Here is a 15,055-nt window from a genome sequence, read left to right as displayed (position 1 = left end):
CGTGCGCTCCTGGGGAGGGATGCGCGGGTCCCGGGGCGGGCTCCGCATCGTCGTCCACGCTAGGGATCGCGCCCGGGGCGGCGGTACGGGGAGGACCGCCGGGCCGAGGTGGGGGCATCCCCCGTCGGCGGCGGGGCGCGGCGGGGGCGCGTTCGTCGGCCGGAGGCGCCGCGCCGATGGCCGGACCTGCAGGGCCGTCGGCCCTCCTGCGTCCGGGCATGAAGCGACCCCTCGCGCACCTGTCAGAGCTCACCTGCCCTTGCTGCCGTCAAGCCCTGGGGGAGTTCAGCAAGATGACACCGCACGAGGGGTCGCGGTCGAGTCTACAGACGAGCCCGGCCCTCGTCATGCCGGAGCGGTCGGATGTCGCCGGATTCACCGCTGCGCGCGCATTGCAGTCGGATAACGGACATCTCTTGCCGTGTCTGCGGGGCTGTGACGCGCTAGTGTTCCTCCACGGCGATGTCGGTGACCGGGCTCACAGGCGAGCCCGATGTCCGTCCGCGACCATCCTTCCCCTTCCCCATGGAGATCCCATGTTCTTCGACACCTTGATCACCGGGGCCAACAACCTCGTGTGGTCGCTCCCCCTGGTGGGCCTGCTGCTGCTGACAGGCCTCTACTTCTCCCTGCGCACCCTGTTCCTGCAGGTGCGCTGCATCCCCGACATGCTGGCCCAGCTGAAGAAGGGCGAGGCCTCCCCTGACGGCACCTCGTCCTTCCAGTCGCTGATGATGTCCCTCGCGGGACGCGTCGGCATGGGCAACATCGGCGGTGTGGCCACCGCGATCGCGATCGGCGGCCCGGGCGCCGTGTTCTGGATGTGGCTGATCGCCTTCCTCGGCGCCGCGACCTCCTTCGTCGAGTGCACCCTCGGCCAGATCTACAAGGAGAAGGACAAGGACACCGGCGAGTACCGCGGCGGCCCCGCGTACTACATCGAGAAGGCGTTCAAGCACACCGCGGCCGCCCCGGCATTCCTCGTCTACGCGATCGTGTTCTCGATCGTCACCGTCGTGGCGATGTGCTTCTTCCTGCCGGGCGTGCAGGGCAACGGCATGGCCTCCGCGGCCTACGAGGCCTGGGGCCTGCCCCACTGGGTCACCGCCGTCGGCGTTGTCATCCTGCTGGCCTTCATCATCATCGGCGGCGTGAAGCGCATCGCGCACTTCGCCGTGCTGGTCGTGCCGGTCATGGCGATCCTCTACATCATCGCCGCGCTGATCGTGTTCTTCGTGAACTTCGACCAGATCGGGCACGTGTTCGGCCTGATCTTCTCCAGCGCCTTCGGCCTCGATTCGGCCTTCGGCGCGATCGTCGGCAAGGCCGTCGAGATGGGCGTCAAGCGCGGCCTCTACTCCAACGAGGCCGGCCAGGGCACCGGCCCCCACGCCGCTGCGGCGGCGGAGGTCTCCCACCCCGCCAAGCAGGGCTTCGCGCAGTCCTTCGCGGTCTACATCGACACCCTCTTCGTGTGCACGGCGACCGCGTTCCTGATCATCTCCACCGACATGTACCAGGTGTTCCAGGGTCCCGACGAGGAGCTGATCTACGCCGGCTCGGTCCCCGAGGGCACCGACTATGGTCCCGAGTTCGCGCAGAACGGCTTCGAGTCCGTGTTCCACGGCCTGGGCCCGACCTTCGTGGCGATCGCGCTGTTCTTCTTCGCCTTCACCACGATCGTGGCCTACTACTACATGGCCGAGGTCAACCTCACCTACCTCAACCGCTGGATCCCCAACCGCACCGCGCGACGCGTCCTGGTGCGCTTCCTGCAGGCGCTGATCCTCGTGGCCGTCGTGTACGGCTCGGTGACCACCACGGGCAACGCCTGGGCGCTCGGCGACATCGGCGTCGGTGCGATGGCGTGGCTGAACGTGGTCGCGATCCTCATCCTCCAGGGCCCTGCGCTCAAGGCGCTGAAGGACTACCAGCAGCAGAAGAAGGCCGGCAAGGACCCCCAGTTCGATCCGCGCCTGCTTGGCATCAAGAACGCCGAGTTCTGGGAGCTGCGGGCCGACGGTCTGGTCCGACAGGGCGAGACCGGGGAGGACCTCGAGAAGAAGGTCGCCGGCCGCTGACGCGGACCACCACCCGCCGTCGCTCGGAGGAGCGGCCGGTCCTCGGGGCCGGCCGTTCCTCCGTCCACGCGGGGACTTCCAGGAGTGCGGGGCGATTTCCAGGAGTGCGGGGCGAGGCTCCCCGAGGCGATCTTCGCCTGATCCACTGAGCGGCGCCGCGCCTCGCCGCCCTCCCGGACGTCCGCGCCGCACACAGATGCGCTCCCTGCGTGACCTCGAGGCCGTATACGGCGTGAGGTCACGCAGGGAGCGCAGAATTGTGCGCGGCGCCGTGGCGGGCGGCGGCGCCGCGCCGGGGCAGGTCAGGTCAGGCGCTGCGCCGGCGAGCGGGTCTGGTCCGGGTCGGTCTCGGGGATCTCGCCGAGGATCTCGTCGATCCGGGCCTTCACGTCGGCCTCCAGCGTGACGCCCGCGGCCTTGACGTTGTCGGTGACCTGCTCGGGGCGGGAGGCGCCGATGATGGCGCCGGCGACGTTGTCGTTGCTGAGCACCCAGGCGATCGCGAGCTGCGCCGGGGTCAGCCCCAGCTCCTCCGCGATCGGCAGCAGGCCCTGGACGGCGGTGAGCACCTCGTCGTTCAGGAAGCGCTTGATCATGTCCGCGCCGCCCTTCTCGTCGCGGGCGCGCGAGCCCTCGGGCGCCTCGGCCCCGGGCTTGTACTTGCCCGTGAGGATGCCCTGCGCGACCGGCGACCAGACGATCTGGGAGATCCCCAGCTCGCGCGAGGTCGGCACGACGCGCTCCTCGATGACCCGCCACAGCATGGAGTACTGCGGCTGGTTGGAGACGAGCTGGATGCCGAGCTCGCGGGCGAGCTGGTGGCCGGCGCGCAGCTGGTCCGCGTTCCATTCGGAGACGCCGATGTAGAGCGCCTTGCCGGAGTGGACGACGTCGGCGAAGGCCTGCATCGTCTCCTCGAGCGGGGTCGCGTAGTCGTAGCGGTGGGCCTGGTAGAGGTCGACGTAGTCGGTGCCCAGGCGGCGCAGCGAGCCGTCGATCGACTCGCGGATGTGCTTGCGGGAGAGGCCGGTGTCGTTGTGGCCCTTCGGGCCCGTCGGGAAGTACACCTTGGTGAAGATCTCAAGCGACTCGCGACGCTCGCCCTTCAGCGCCTCGCCGAGCACGACCTCCGCGGCGGTGTTGGCGTAGGTGTCGGCGGTGTCGAAGGTGGAGATGCCCGCGTCGAGGGCGGCGCGGACGCAGGCGCGGGCGCGGTCGTCCTCGACCTGGGAGGCGTGGGTGAGCCAGTTGCCGTAGATGATCTCGCTGATCTTGAGGCCGGAGCGGCCGAGGTGGCGGTGTTCCATGCGCTCCACCCTATGTCCGGCGGCACGGGTCTATCCTGGTGGTCCGCGTCACATCGGCCGACGTCGGCCGTCGCGCCCTCCGTCCGGGGGGCCCGTGGCGCCGAGGCCGATGATCGCCGCCGCGCACCCGGCCGGCCCCGCCGTCGGCCGCGCTGGAAGGAGAGCCCGATGACCGACACCTCCACCACTCCCGCTCCGCAGCCCGGGCAGCCGCCGGCGCCGCCGCTGCCGGAGCCGACCGAGGCCGACGACGTCCTGGAGATGGAGCCGACGGTCGAGGGCGAGGACTTCTCCCGCGTCGCCTTCACCGGTGCGGCGGTCGCGCAGATCCAGCGGCTCATCGACCGCAACGGCCCGCTGATGTTCCACCAGTCCGGCGGCTGCTGCGACGGCTCCTCCCCCATGTGCTACCCGGAGGGCGACTTCATCACGGGCGACGCCGATGTGCGCATGGGCCACGTCGAGGTGCCCCTGCCCGACGGCACCACCAGCCCGCTCGACTTCTGGATGAGCCGCGAGCAGTTCGCCTACTGGCGCCACACGCACCTGACGATCGACCTGGTCGACGGGCGCGGCGGCGGCTTCAGCCTCGAGACGCCCGACGGGAAGCGGTTCCTCACCCGCTCGCGGATGCTCGAGGACCGGGTGCCGGTCGAGGTCCCGGGAACCGGTCCGCGATGACCCGCCGCCCGCTCGAGGACCGCTCGGTCGGCCTCCCTGATGCCGAGCACGCGCCGAACGACTCGCTCGCGTCTGCGCCGTCCGGCGGCAGCCTGCCGCCGCCCAGCGAACCACCGATGACCCCACCCGCCAAGCCGCCCACGGCCCCGCCGACCGATCCCCCCACCGAGCCGCCGGGAGCGCCGCCCTCGGACCCGCCGGCCCCGATCCCCGGGCAACCGCCCGAGCCGTCGCCGGAACCTCCACCGGAGCCGCTCCCCCAGCCCGACCAGCCCCCGCCGCCGGAGCCCCCGCCCGGGGCGCCGCCCACGACGCCGTACTGAGCCGCCGGGTCGCACGCTCGGCCGCTCGGGGCGGGGCGGTGCTCATCGCCGAGGGTCTGTCCGGAGCCGGCCCTCGTCGACGGTCTCCGCGCGACGCACGGAGAGCTCGCGCTGGGCGACCAGGCGCAGCGTGAGCAGCACCGGCTCGAGCATCACGGTGCCTACGACCACGCGGCGCACGGCCTCGTCGGGGTCCTCGGGGACGGTGACCTCATAGACCGCCCCGCCGCTCCCGCTGACCGCCCGGCCGCCTCCACCGACTGCCGGCCTCCGAACCAGACCCATGCCGCGGTCGACGACCTGGTCGTCTTCCACATCGGCATGACCATCCATGCTCCGTGGCGACCTGACCTGTGGGGCCCCGTCGCCGCCGCGATGCCGCGCATGCTCGCCGAGCTGCACCGCAACCGCGCCGCGGCCGCGCGCGGCGAGGCCGAGGACCTGGGCTTCCTCGGCGCGGACACCCTGATCGGCGCGAAGGGCCCCTGGGTCGTCCAGTACTGGCGCAGCACCGAGCACCTCTACGCCTACGCGAGGATGTCGAGTGCCGAGCACCTGCCGGCCTGGAAGGCGTTCAACAAGGCGGCCCGGAAGAATCCCGGCGCGGTCGGGATCTGGCACTAGACCTACGCCGTGCCCGCGGGCGGGATCGAGACCTTCTACGGCAACGGGGCGACGGTCGGGCTCGCGAACGCGGTCGGCTCCGCTCCCCTGACCTCCCGGGGACGCACCGCCGCCCAGCGGCTCGGCACCCGCTGAGGCGCCGCGCCCCTGCCCTCCCGGGACGTCACGTCGCGCAGCAACTCGGCACCTTCCAAGTCACTGCACCTCGAGCGCTCCGGTCCCGGCATCGCCCTCGCCGCGGGGCCGACTCCCGGAAAAGCAGGGGCGCCCGTCGCCACTGCGCCGTAGTGTCGGCCGTCCGAGCCGCGGCCCTGCCGCGGCGCACCGACCCGAGGGGGACCCATGCGAGAGCTCGTCTACTACGTCGGCGTGAGCCTGGACGGCTATATCGCCGGCCCCGACCACCAGTTCGACGCCTTCCTGATCGAGGGCGACCACATGGAGGGGATCAACGAGGAGTTCGCCGACACGATCCCCACCGACATCGCCGCCCACCTCGGCATCGACCAGTCGAGCGGCCGCTTCGACACCGTGCTGATGGGCGCGAACACGCATGCCGTCGGCCTGCCGGACATGCCCAGCCCCTACCGGCACCTCCAGCAGATCGTGTTCACGCACCGTCCGCTCGAGCCCGCCGAGAACCTGCGCGTGACCGACGAGGACCCGGTCGCGGTGGTGCAGGAGCTGAAGCAGCAGGACGGCGGGGACATCTGGCTGTGTGGCGGAGGCCGGCTCGCGACCCAGCTGCGCGGGGAGATCGACCGGCTCGTGCTCAAGCGCCAGCCGTTCCTGTTCGGGGCCGGGATCCCGCTGTTCGCCCCCGGCGAGTACGCGCCCGAGCAGTTCGAGCACGTGCGCACCCGCACCTACGAGACCGGGGTGAGCTTCACGGAGTTCGCGCGACGGCGCTGACCGGGGACGGCGCGTCCTGCTCGGACCCACAGAGCGCGGTGAGAGCCCGCCGTCGAGCGGGATCTGGACGAGTACTGGCGTGTGGCGTTCCGGTACGCCTATATAGGCGTACCGGAACGCCACACGCCAGCAGCCGACCATCCGGTCTCGCGTGGGACGTCGCCATGGCCCACCGGCCGATCTCGCGCACGCAGAAGCGGACCCCGCGCCCGGGCGGGTCAGCTCGCGCGCGGGTCCACCAGACCGGTGCGGTAGGCGATCACCACCGCCTGGGTGCGGTCCCGGGCGCTTAGCTTCGCCAGCAGATTGCCGACGTGCGTGCGGACGGTCTCGACGCCGAGGAAGAGCTCCGCGGCGATCTCGGCATTGGTCTCCCCGCGGGCGAGATGCGCGAGGACCTCGGCCTCGCGGTCCGTCAGCGGCGGCCCGTCGTGCCGGGCGGTACGAGCGCTGGGACGCAGCAGATCCCGCACGGCATCGGGGAATAGCAGGCTCGTGCCGTGGGCGATGGTGCGCACCGCCCGGACCATCTCCGGCCCGGTCGCCCGCTTGAGCAGGAAGCCGGACGCCCCGGCGAGCAGCGCGTCGTGCACATGCTCGTCATGCTCGAACGTGGTCACGACCAGCACCTTCGGCGAATCCGGGAGGTGCAGCATGAGCTCGGTCGCGCGGATCCCGTCGATCCCGGGCATGCGCACGTCCATGCACACCACCTGCGGCCGCGCAGCGCGGACGACGCGCAGCGCCTCGGCGCCGTCGGCCGCCTCGCCCACGATCTCGACGTCGTCCTCGGCGCCGAGGATCAGCGACAGGCCCTGCCGGACCAGGGGCTCGTCGTCGACGACGACGACGCGGATGGGGTCCGGGTCGTCGCCGGGGCGAACAAGGCCGACAGGATCGATCGAGGGGCCGACAGGCTCGATCGAGGGGTCGACAGGTTCGGTCATCGCTCCTCCTCACGCAGCAGCGGCAGGTCCAGGCGCGCGATCCAGTGCTCGCCGCGAGGTCCTGCTTCGAGGGTGCCGCCCAGGAGCGCGGCGCGCTCGCGCAGGCCGACGAGGCCGTGTCCGCCCGGGCCGGCGGCGGGCCGCGCGGGGTCGTCGGCGGGTTCCGCGAACGCATCGTCGAGAGGGCTGGTCACCTCGAGGTGCACGCGTCCGTCGTCGGCGCCGAGGGCGAGGGTGACGGGGCCGGGCGCCGCATGGCGCTGGGCGTTGGTGAGCAGCTCGCCCAGGCCGCGCGCCAGATGGCGGTGCTGGAGAGGAGCGAGATCGGCGGGGAGCTCGCCGCGTCGGCGCAGGTCCATCCCGGCTCGGCGGTGCCCGGCCAGGAGCAGCTCGAGCTCGTCCTCGGCAGCGGGTTCGTCACCGGGAGCAGCGGGCGCGTCCGTGGCGCGGCCGTCCGGCGCGGCGGGGTGCCGCGGCGTCCGTCGGCCTCCCTCCTCCTCGCGCAGCAGGGCCAGGACGGCGTCGAGCTCCCCGGTCGCGTCGCGGACGGTCTCCTCGATCGCCGCGAGCGCGGCCGCGGTCGCCTCGGGATCCCTGTGCTGCACGGTGCGTGCGGCCGCGGCCTGCACGCTGACCACCGTGAGGGCATGCCCGATCCCGTCGTGCAGCTCGCGTGCGATCCGGGTGCGCTCGGCCTCGCGGGCGACGCGCTGCTCGGCCGCCTCGAGCCGGTCGGTCGCCGTCGGCCCCAGCAGGTGGGGTGCGAGACGCGAGAGCGCGGCGCCCAGCGGCCACCACGCGAGCGCCGAGGCCGCCCCGATCAGCAGCGCGAGCGCGGCCGCGCCGAGCCGTCCGACCGCCCCCTCAGGCATCGGCAGCCCGGAGCCGAGCGACCGGCCGGCCGCGAGCTCGACGAGGAACAGCCCGGCGGAGGGCACGAGGGTCGCCAGCAGCGTCGCGCAGAGCAGCCCGGAGCCCAGATGGAGCACGACCCACAGGGCGGTGCGGGCGTGATGGCCCGCGCGGGGCCTGCGCGGCACGAGCAGCTCCCCGTCGGCGCCGAGCATGCCGCGGGCCCCGGTCACCTCGAGCTCCCGCACCCCGGGCACGAGGCCCAGCAGCGCCGCGAGCAGCACGCTCGCTCCCGCGATCACGCCCACGGGACCGGCTCCCCGGAGGGCGCCGACCGTGCCGGAGCCGGCCTCGGACCCCGGCTCCGCGCCGAGGCCGACGGCGATGACCGCCACGACGACGACCAGCAGGACCACCGCCAGGCCGATGGCGGCTCCCGCCATCAGCCACGCGAGGCGGCGGCCCTGCCGTCGGAGGATCTCCATCCGCTCATCGTCGTCGATCATGCGCGGCGGGCACCAGCGACTTCCGGCTCGGATCCGCGACGCCCCTGGTCACGACGGTGGCCGATGTAACCCCAGACGGCCAGGGCGAGCGCGGGGCCCCACAGCCAGCACGGGAAGGTCACGGCGAACAGCAGACGGTCGGCGACGGTCATCGCCTCCGCTCCGACCAGCATCGGCACGGCGGCGAAGGTGAACAGCGCGGCGACCGCGCCGCCGGGCACCGCGGCCGCGGCGATCGGCACCTCCCGGCCCGCGACGACCGGCATCCAGCGAGGGAACCTCTTGCCCCACGGCAGGATCAGCCCGAGGGTGAGCACCACGGCGAGCCAGCTGCCGGAGGAGAGGGCGAGGCCCCACAGCCGGGTGCTGAGCTCGAGCCCTTCGGGCGCCAGCAGCGGCCAGGGCGTCAGCCAGGACAGCCGGATCAGCGCGTAGGGCAGCGCACAGGCCGCGGCTAGGAGCGTCAGGGGCACCCGGTGACGGGCCACCCAGGAGGCGAGGCGCGACGCGCTGCCGTCGCCGCGCAGGACGAGCGCGGCGAGCCCGGCCCACAGGGCTCCGCCGGCGACGAGCAGCAGGGTCGTCGCGATCATCGGGATCTCGGCGACGAAGGCGGGAAGGAGATAGCCGGCGAGATCCAGCAGCGCCTCACCGAGGAGCAGTGCGCCGGCCGCGAGCGCGATCACGACGATCCCGACGACGGGCACGCGCAGGCGTGGGTATCGGCGGATCACCTGCACGACCAGCAGCCCGACGACGGCGGGCATCGCGAGCGCGAGCAGGTAACCGGCCGTGGACAGGGTCGACATGCTGCCCATCCCCACCCCGGCGACCAGCACCTGCGAGGCCGCGACGGTCAGCAGCGCGGGGCGCGGCAGCCTCCGGGAGTGGGCGGTCAGCGCCGCACAGGCGCCGAGCAGGGAGACGGCGGCGAGGGCCGCGGCGGCGCCCGTCGGGCCGAGGAGCAGCTGGAGGGGCGTGCGGTCGGGTGGCCCGCCGAGCAGCTCGGCGTCCGGGGCGAGTGCCCACGCCGCCCCGAGCAGGGCGATGAGCGCGCTGGCCAGGAGGGTCGCGAGCAGCAGCGCGCGGGGCGCGGAGGCAGGTCGGGCGGTGTCGGTCGGGGGCTGTGAGGGCGTGTTCGTGGTCATGCCCCGAGCCTTCTCGGGCGCCGCGCTCAGCACCTCCCCCGCGCGGGGGAACCGGCCCCGTCGACGGGTGGGATCCGTCGGCCCGCTGACCGGTCACGCCCGACCGATCCGGATCCGCAGGCCGCGCCTCGACAACGCGCACGGCGCGACGGGTCCTCCTCTCGCCGTCGGGCGCCGGGGGCGCGGATCAGTGGCCGAGGACGCGCCGGGCGGCGAACAGGCCGGCACCCGGCAGCATGACTGCCCGGCGGGCGACCTGCTGGAGGCGCAGCTGGAGATGGCTCGCGGGGGCGAAGAAGGAGGCGCTGCGGCGGCCAGCGAGCTGCACCTGCTCGGCCGTCGGCCGCCAGCGCCGTTCGTACTCGACCAGCCCCACCTCGACGTGCGGTCCGGCCGCGCGGAGGCTCCGGGCCAGCGCCTCGGCCCCCGCGATCGCGAGCGAGGTGCCCTGCCCGGCCAGGAGCGAGGGGGCGTGGGCGGCGTCCCCGGCGAGGGCCACGCGCCCGCGGCTCCAGCGGGGCGCGATCGCCTGGGCGGCGAGGTCGTCGTAGAAGGACTCCGGGGCGTTCTCGAGGGCCCGGTCGACCTGCGGGTGGAGGCCGGCGAAGTCGCGCTGGAGCTGCTCCCGATCGGGGACGGGCCGCTCGGTGCTCGCCGCATCGGTGCGCTCGGCGAACATCGCCCCGACCCGGCCGTCGCCGGCCGCGTACGCCCAGCCCACCCGGCCGACGGTGTCGGTCATGAGCATCCGCTCCCCCAGCTCGCCTGCGAGCTCCGGATCCGGATAGAGGTAGCTCGCCACGCGATAGCCCATCGGCACGATCTCCCCGTGCCCGGGCGCGACCCTCTCCCGCACCGGGGAGCGCACGCCGTCGCAGGCCACGACGAGGTCGGAGGCGAGCGTGGTCCCGTCGGCGAGCTCGACCAGGGCGCCGCGCGGGAAGCCCCCGCCCTGCAGCCCGATGTCGCGGACCGCGACGGCGCGGGCGCCGTAGCGCAGGTCGACCGATCGCGGAAGTACGGCGAGCAGCCCGAGCTCGACCTCCGGTCGCAGGATGGAGAAGTAGCGGCCGCCCAGGGCCGCGGCGAGGGGTCCGACGTCGATCCGGCCGGACTCAGCCCCGTCGGGCGTCCCGTAGCGCACGCCCTCGTAGACGTGGCCGCGGGCGCGGAGCTCGTCGATGATGCCCATCCGCTCGGCGGCGACGAAGCCGGGGCCGAAGAAGTCGATCATGTAGCCGCCGCCGCGGGGGCCCGGGGAGGCCTCGAGCACGGTGACGTCGTGGTCGGGGGCGAGCTGGTGGGCGAGGGCGAGGCCGGCGATGCCGCCTCCGATGACGGTGACGTCCATGCCCTCGACGCTACCTGTGCCCGACGGAGCTGCCCAGGGGGTTTCCCTGAGGACCGCCGGCCTCCCTCGTTCTGCGAGACGTGGGTTCTGCACGGTATTCGGGCTCATTCCGCACAGAACCCACGTCTCGGATGCCCTCGGCGACCTGGGCGGGCCGGGAGGGCTACTCGGCCTCGGGCTCGCCCGTCGCGACGGCAGGGACGGGGCCGGTGGTGGCCCCCTCGAGCACCGCCTCGTCCTCGTCGGGGTCGACACCGTCGGCGAACTGCGACCAGTACAGCCGGTGGTAGGCGCCGCCTGCGGCGAGCAGCTCGTCGTGCGAGCCCTGCTCGACGATGTCGCCGTGCTCCATCACCAGGATCACGTCCGCGTCGCGGATCGTGGAGAGCCGGTGCGCGATGACGAAGCTGGTGCGGTCGGTGCGCAGCGCCGCCATCGCCTCCTGCACGAGCACCTCGGTGCGGGTGTCCACGGAGCTGGTGGCCTCGTCGAGGATCAGCAGCGCGGGGTCCGCGAGGAAGGCGCGGGCGATCGTGATCAGCTGACGCTCGCCGGCGGAGACGTTCGCGCCCTCGTCCTCGATGACGGTGTCGTAGCCGTCGGGGAGCGTGTGCACGAAGCGGTCCACGAAGGTGGCGGTCGCGGCGGCGACCACCTCCTCGTCGGTCGCATCCAGCCGGCCGTAACGGATGTTCTCCCGGATCGTGCCGCCGAAGAGCACCGCGTCCTGGAGCACCATTCCCACGCGGGAGCGCACCGCGCCGCGGTCCAGGGCGCGGATGTCCACGCCGTCGAGCCGGATCTCGCCGGCGTCGATCTCGTAGAACCGCATGATGAGGTTGACCAGGGTGGTCTTGCCCGCGCCGGTGGGGCCGACGATCGCGATCGTCTGACCGGGCTCCGCCGTCAGCGACAGGTCGCTGATCAGCGGCTTCTCCGGGGTGTAGGAGAAGGCGACGTGGTCGAACTCGATCCGGCCGCGGGTGGGGCCGGTGAGCTCCTGGCGCGGGACGATGCGGTGCGCGACGGTTGCAGCGCCCGCCGAGGTCGCTGCGTCGACCGTGGACGCCGCGCCGATGGTGGACGCCGGGTCGGCGGCGTCGGACTCGTCGGCCGTCGTCGCGCCGGCCACAAGCCCGCGCGCGGTGATCTGCCCGTCGGGCTCCTGCTCCTCGGCATCCAGCAGCTCGAAGATCCGCTCGGCGGAGGCGACGCCGGAGATGAGCATGTTCGCCATCCCCGCCACCTCGCCCAGCGGCGCGTTGAACTCGCGGGAGTACTGGATGAACGCGGTGACCTGACCGAGGCTCATCTGCCCGGCCGCGATCCGCAGACCGCCGACCACGGCGATGCCGACATAGCCGAGGTAGGTCACCCACTGCATGATCGGCATGATCATGCCGGAGTAGAACTGCGCCTTGAACGACGCCTCCCACAGCTCCTCGTTGCGCGTATCGAACTGCTCGCGCATCGAGTCCTGGCGGTCGAAGACGGTGACCAGGTCGTGACCGGTGAAGGACTCCTCGACGTGGCCGTTCAGGCGCCCGGTGCCCCGCCACTGGGCGGTGAAGAGCTTCTGCGACTTCGCGCCGATGATGCCGATGACCACGCCGGAGATCGGCAGGGCGATCAGGGCGATGAGCGCGAGCTGCCAGGACAGCCAGAACATCATCACGGTGATTCCCACGATGGTGAGGACCGCGTAGACGAGCGAGGCGAAGGCCTGCTGCAGGGCGGTCTGGACGTTGTCGACGTCGTTGGTGGTGCGGGAGAGCAGGTCGCCGCGCTGGCGGGTGTCGAAGTAGCTCAGCGGCAGGCGGTTGACCTTTGCCTCGATCCGCTCGCGCAGGTCGTAGACGATGTCCATCACCACGTCGTTCAGCAGCCGGCCCTGCAGCCAGTCGAACAGCGCCGCGATCACGTACATCCCCAGCACGATCAGCAGCAGCCGGCCGAGGGCGTCGAAGGCCACGCCGTCGCCGAGGAATCCGTCGAAGATGACGTCCATCGCGTCGCCGAGGATCGAGGGCGCCCACACGGTGAGCACCGTCGAGACGATGCCGAAGGCGAGCACCACGGCGAGCCCCAGCTTGTGCTCGCGGAAGGTGCCTGCCAGGCGCAGCGCGGAGGGCCAGAACGCCTTCGCCTTGCGGGGCGCGCCCTCTCCCCATTCGCTGCTCATCGAGTCCTGCATCTCCAGGATCTCGGCCTCGGTGAGCTCGGCGGTCCCGACGCCCTTGGCCTCGGAGGACTTCTTCGCGGAGGTCTTCTTCTTCGTGCTCATGCCATCTCCTCCGCGGTGATCTGGGAGTCGACGATCTCCCGGTAGGTCTCGGAGCTCTCCAGCAGCTCCTCGTGGGTGCCGCGGCCGACGATCCGGCCCTCCTCGAGCACGAGGATCTGGTCGGCGGAGGTGATGGTGGAGATGCGCTGGGCGACGATGATCGTGGTCGCGCCGCGGGTGTGCTGGGCGAGGCCCTCGCGCACCCTCGCATCCGTGGTGACGTCGAGCGCCGAGAACGAATCGTCGAAGACGAACACGCGCGGCGCGGCGACGAGGGTGCGGGCGATGCACAGGCGCTGCCGCTGGCCGCCGGAGACGTTGGTGCCGCCCTGGGAGACGGTGGAGTCCAGCCCGGTGGCGACGTCCTCGCCCTCGCCGGTGCTGCGCTCGCGCACGAAGCCGGCGCCCTGGGCGACCTCGAGCGCGTCCCAGAGCTGCTTCTCGTCGGCCGAGGGGTCGCCGAAGCGGAGGTTGTGCGCGATGGTGCCGGAGAACAGGTACGGCTTCTGCGGCACGAGGCCGACGGACCGGGAGATGTCGGCGCGGGCGAGGTCGGTGACCGGCACCCCGTCCAGCAGCACCTGGCCGCTGGTCGCGTCGTGCAGGCGCGGGATGAGGCTGACCAGCGTGGTCTTGCCGGAGCCGGTCGAGCCGATGATGGCGGTGGTGCGGCCGGCCTCGGCGGTGAAGGAGACGCCGTCCAGCACCGGGGACTCGGCGCCCGGGTAGGAGAAGGTGACGTCGCGGAACTCGACAGTCGCTCCCCCGTCGGCCGCCGGCAGCGGGGTCGGGGCGGCGGGCTCGTGGAGGGTGGGCGTGGTCTCGAGGACCTCGCCGATGCGACGGGCGGAGATGATCGCGCGGGGGAACATCATGAACATGAAGGTGCCCATCATGACCGCCATCAGGATCTGCAGCAGGTACTGCATGAAGGCGGTGAGCGCGCCGACCTCGACCAGCCCTGCGTCCACGCGGTGACCGCCGAACCAGAGCACGGCGGCGGTGGCGAGGTGGAGCACGATCGTGATCGCCGGGCCCATGATCACGAACAGGCGGCCGATCCGCACCGAGGTATCGGTGAGGGTCGCGTTCGCGTCGCGGAAGCGGCCGGTCTCGTGCTTCTCGCGCACGAAGGCGCGCACCACGCGGATCCCCATGATCTGCTCGCGCATCACGCCGTTGATGGAGTCGATGTTGTCCTGCATCCGCTGGAACAGCGGCATCAGCCGGGTGACCAGCAGGCCGACGATCACCATCAGCACCGGCACGGACACCCACACCAGCCAGGACAGCCCCGGGTCCTCCTGGATCGCCATGACGATCCCGCCGATGGACATGATCGGCACCATGACCATGAAGTTCAGGGTCATCAGCACGAGCATCTGCACCTGCTGGACGTCGTTGGTCGCGCGCGTGATGAGGGTCGGGGCGCCGTAGCGGCCCATCTCCTCGGTCGAGAAGCGGTCCACGCGGGTGTAGACGGAGCGGCGGATGTCGCGGCCCATGCCCATCGCGACGCGGGCGCCGAACCAGACCGACGCGATCGCCGTGACGACCTGCGCCATCGCGACGATCAGCATGATCCCGCCGACGCGCCAGATGTAGTCGGTGTCGCCGGTGGCGACGCCGTTGTCGATGATGTCGGCGTTGAGGCTGGGCAGGTAGAGGGTCGCGAGCACGGTCGCGAGCTGGAGGACGGCCACGGCGGCCACGTGCGGCAGATAGGGCCGCAGATGGCGCCGGATCAGGGTCCAGAGCATGAGGGGATCTCCCGGAGCAGGGTGGTGCGGCCCGGCCGACGGGGGTGAGCGGCCGGGGTCTCGTCGGAGCGTAGGACGGGCTGAGGACAGATCCTGTCCTCGAAGGGGCCGACGGGGTCGTCGGCCGCGTGGTCGGCGGGGCGTGCGCCGGACCTGCCGGAGCCCGAGGTGACGGGCGCTGCCGGAGCGGGACCGCTGGTCGCGGCGTGGGCCCAGGCGGACAGGGCCGGTCCGAGGAGCAATCCTCCCCCGAGCATCCCGCTCGGCGCACCCGACTTT

General features: G+C 72.5%; 13 protein-coding genes and 1 other RNA gene. 5 read left to right on the top strand and 9 right to left on the bottom strand.

Features of this window, described 5'->3' with window-relative positions; all coding sequences use genetic code 11:
* Positions 1-219 precede the first annotated feature (219 nt).
* An RNA gene (ffs, locus tag A4A78_RS04810) (signal recognition particle sRNA small type) lies at positions 220-316 on the bottom strand.
* A 220-nt stretch (positions 317-536) separates the two neighbouring features.
* Between ffs and A4A78_RS04805 the strand changes: the two genes are divergently transcribed.
* Positions 537-2,081 carry an alanine/glycine:cation symporter family protein gene (locus A4A78_RS04805; RefSeq protein WP_062947233.1) on the top strand — a complete coding sequence of 515 codons (1,545 nt, stop codon included), beginning with the start codon at positions 537-539 and terminating at the stop codon, positions 2,079-2,081.
* 302 nt (positions 2,082-2,383) lie between these two features.
* Here A4A78_RS04805 and A4A78_RS04800 read toward each other — a convergent pair whose 3' ends face one another.
* The gene (locus A4A78_RS04800) at positions 2,384-3,388 is read right to left on the bottom strand and encodes an aldo/keto reductase family protein (RefSeq protein ID WP_062947232.1); all 1,005 of its coding nucleotides are present in this window, start codon (positions 3,386-3,388) and stop codon (positions 2,384-2,386) included.
* 168 nt (positions 3,389-3,556) lie between these two features.
* Between A4A78_RS04800 and A4A78_RS04795 the strand changes: the two genes are divergently transcribed.
* On the top strand, positions 3,557-4,069 hold the full coding sequence (locus tag A4A78_RS04795) for a DUF779 domain-containing protein (RefSeq protein WP_062947231.1): 513 nt from the start codon (positions 3,557-3,559) through the stop codon (positions 4,067-4,069).
* A 365-nt stretch (positions 4,070-4,434) separates the two neighbouring features.
* Here A4A78_RS04795 and A4A78_RS17745 read toward each other — a convergent pair whose 3' ends face one another.
* Positions 4,435-4,707, bottom strand: coding sequence for a hypothetical protein (locus A4A78_RS17745; RefSeq protein ID WP_062947230.1), 273 nt, complete (start codon positions 4,705-4,707; stop codon positions 4,435-4,437).
* A gap of 6 nt (positions 4,708-4,713) precedes the next feature.
* Between A4A78_RS17745 and A4A78_RS04785 the strand changes: the two genes are divergently transcribed.
* From A4A78_RS04785 to A4A78_RS04780, 3 genes are all read left to right on the top strand, one after another.
* Positions 4,714-5,016, top strand: a complete 303-nt coding sequence (locus A4A78_RS04785) for a monooxygenase family protein (RefSeq protein ID WP_156488553.1) — start codon at positions 4,714-4,716, stop codon at positions 5,014-5,016.
* A gap of 9 nt (positions 5,017-5,025) precedes the next feature.
* Positions 5,026-5,151 carry a hypothetical protein gene (locus tag A4A78_RS18245; RefSeq protein WP_255360958.1) on the top strand — a complete coding sequence of 42 codons (126 nt, stop codon included), beginning with the start codon at positions 5,026-5,028 and terminating at the stop codon, positions 5,149-5,151.
* Between the two features lie 207 nt (positions 5,152-5,358).
* Positions 5,359-5,928, top strand: a complete 570-nt coding sequence (locus tag A4A78_RS04780) for a dihydrofolate reductase family protein (RefSeq protein WP_062947229.1) — start codon at positions 5,359-5,361, stop codon at positions 5,926-5,928.
* A gap of 218 nt (positions 5,929-6,146) precedes the next feature.
* On the opposite strand, the gene A4A78_RS04775 is transcribed toward A4A78_RS04780, so the two are convergent.
* The 6 genes from A4A78_RS04775 to A4A78_RS04750 all read right to left on the bottom strand — a co-directional run bounded on the left by A4A78_RS04775 (position 6,147) and on the right by A4A78_RS04750 (position 14,776).
* On the bottom strand, positions 6,147-6,875 hold the full coding sequence (locus tag A4A78_RS04775; protein ID WP_082835185.1) for a response regulator transcription factor: 729 nt from the start codon (positions 6,873-6,875) through the stop codon (positions 6,147-6,149).
* Positions 6,872-8,233: a sensor histidine kinase gene (locus A4A78_RS04770; RefSeq protein WP_062947228.1), complete on the bottom strand. Its 1,362-nt coding sequence runs from the start codon at positions 8,231-8,233 to the stop codon at positions 6,872-6,874. The genes A4A78_RS04775 and A4A78_RS04770 overlap by 4 nt, the downstream gene beginning before the upstream one ends.
* Entirely contained in the window at positions 8,230-9,381 is a 1,152-nt protein-coding gene (locus A4A78_RS04765) for a hypothetical protein (protein ID WP_062947227.1), read from the bottom strand. The genes A4A78_RS04770 and A4A78_RS04765 overlap by 4 nt, the downstream gene beginning before the upstream one ends.
* 187 nt (positions 9,382-9,568) lie before the next feature.
* Positions 9,569-10,732: an FAD-dependent oxidoreductase gene (locus A4A78_RS04760; RefSeq protein ID WP_062947226.1), complete on the bottom strand. Its 1,164-nt coding sequence runs from the start codon at positions 10,730-10,732 to the stop codon at positions 9,569-9,571.
* 163 nt (positions 10,733-10,895) lie between these two features.
* Positions 10,896-13,016: an ABC transporter ATP-binding protein gene (locus A4A78_RS04755; RefSeq protein ID WP_062947225.1), complete on the bottom strand. Its 2,121-nt coding sequence runs from the start codon at positions 13,014-13,016 to the stop codon at positions 10,896-10,898.
* The gene (locus A4A78_RS04750; RefSeq protein ID WP_062947224.1) at positions 13,013-14,776 is read right to left on the bottom strand and encodes an ABC transporter ATP-binding protein; all 1,764 of its coding nucleotides are present in this window, start codon (positions 14,774-14,776) and stop codon (positions 13,013-13,015) included. The genes A4A78_RS04755 and A4A78_RS04750 overlap by 4 nt, the downstream gene beginning before the upstream one ends.
* Positions 14,777-15,055: the final 279 nt, after the last annotated feature.

The sequence above is a fragment of the Brachybacterium sp. sponge genome, assembly GCF_001613775.1.
In the GTDB taxonomy this organism is placed as follows: Bacteria; Actinomycetota; Actinomycetes; order Actinomycetales; family Dermabacteraceae; genus Brachybacterium; species Brachybacterium conglomeratum.
This window is presented reverse-complemented; position numbering and strand designations above follow the sequence as displayed.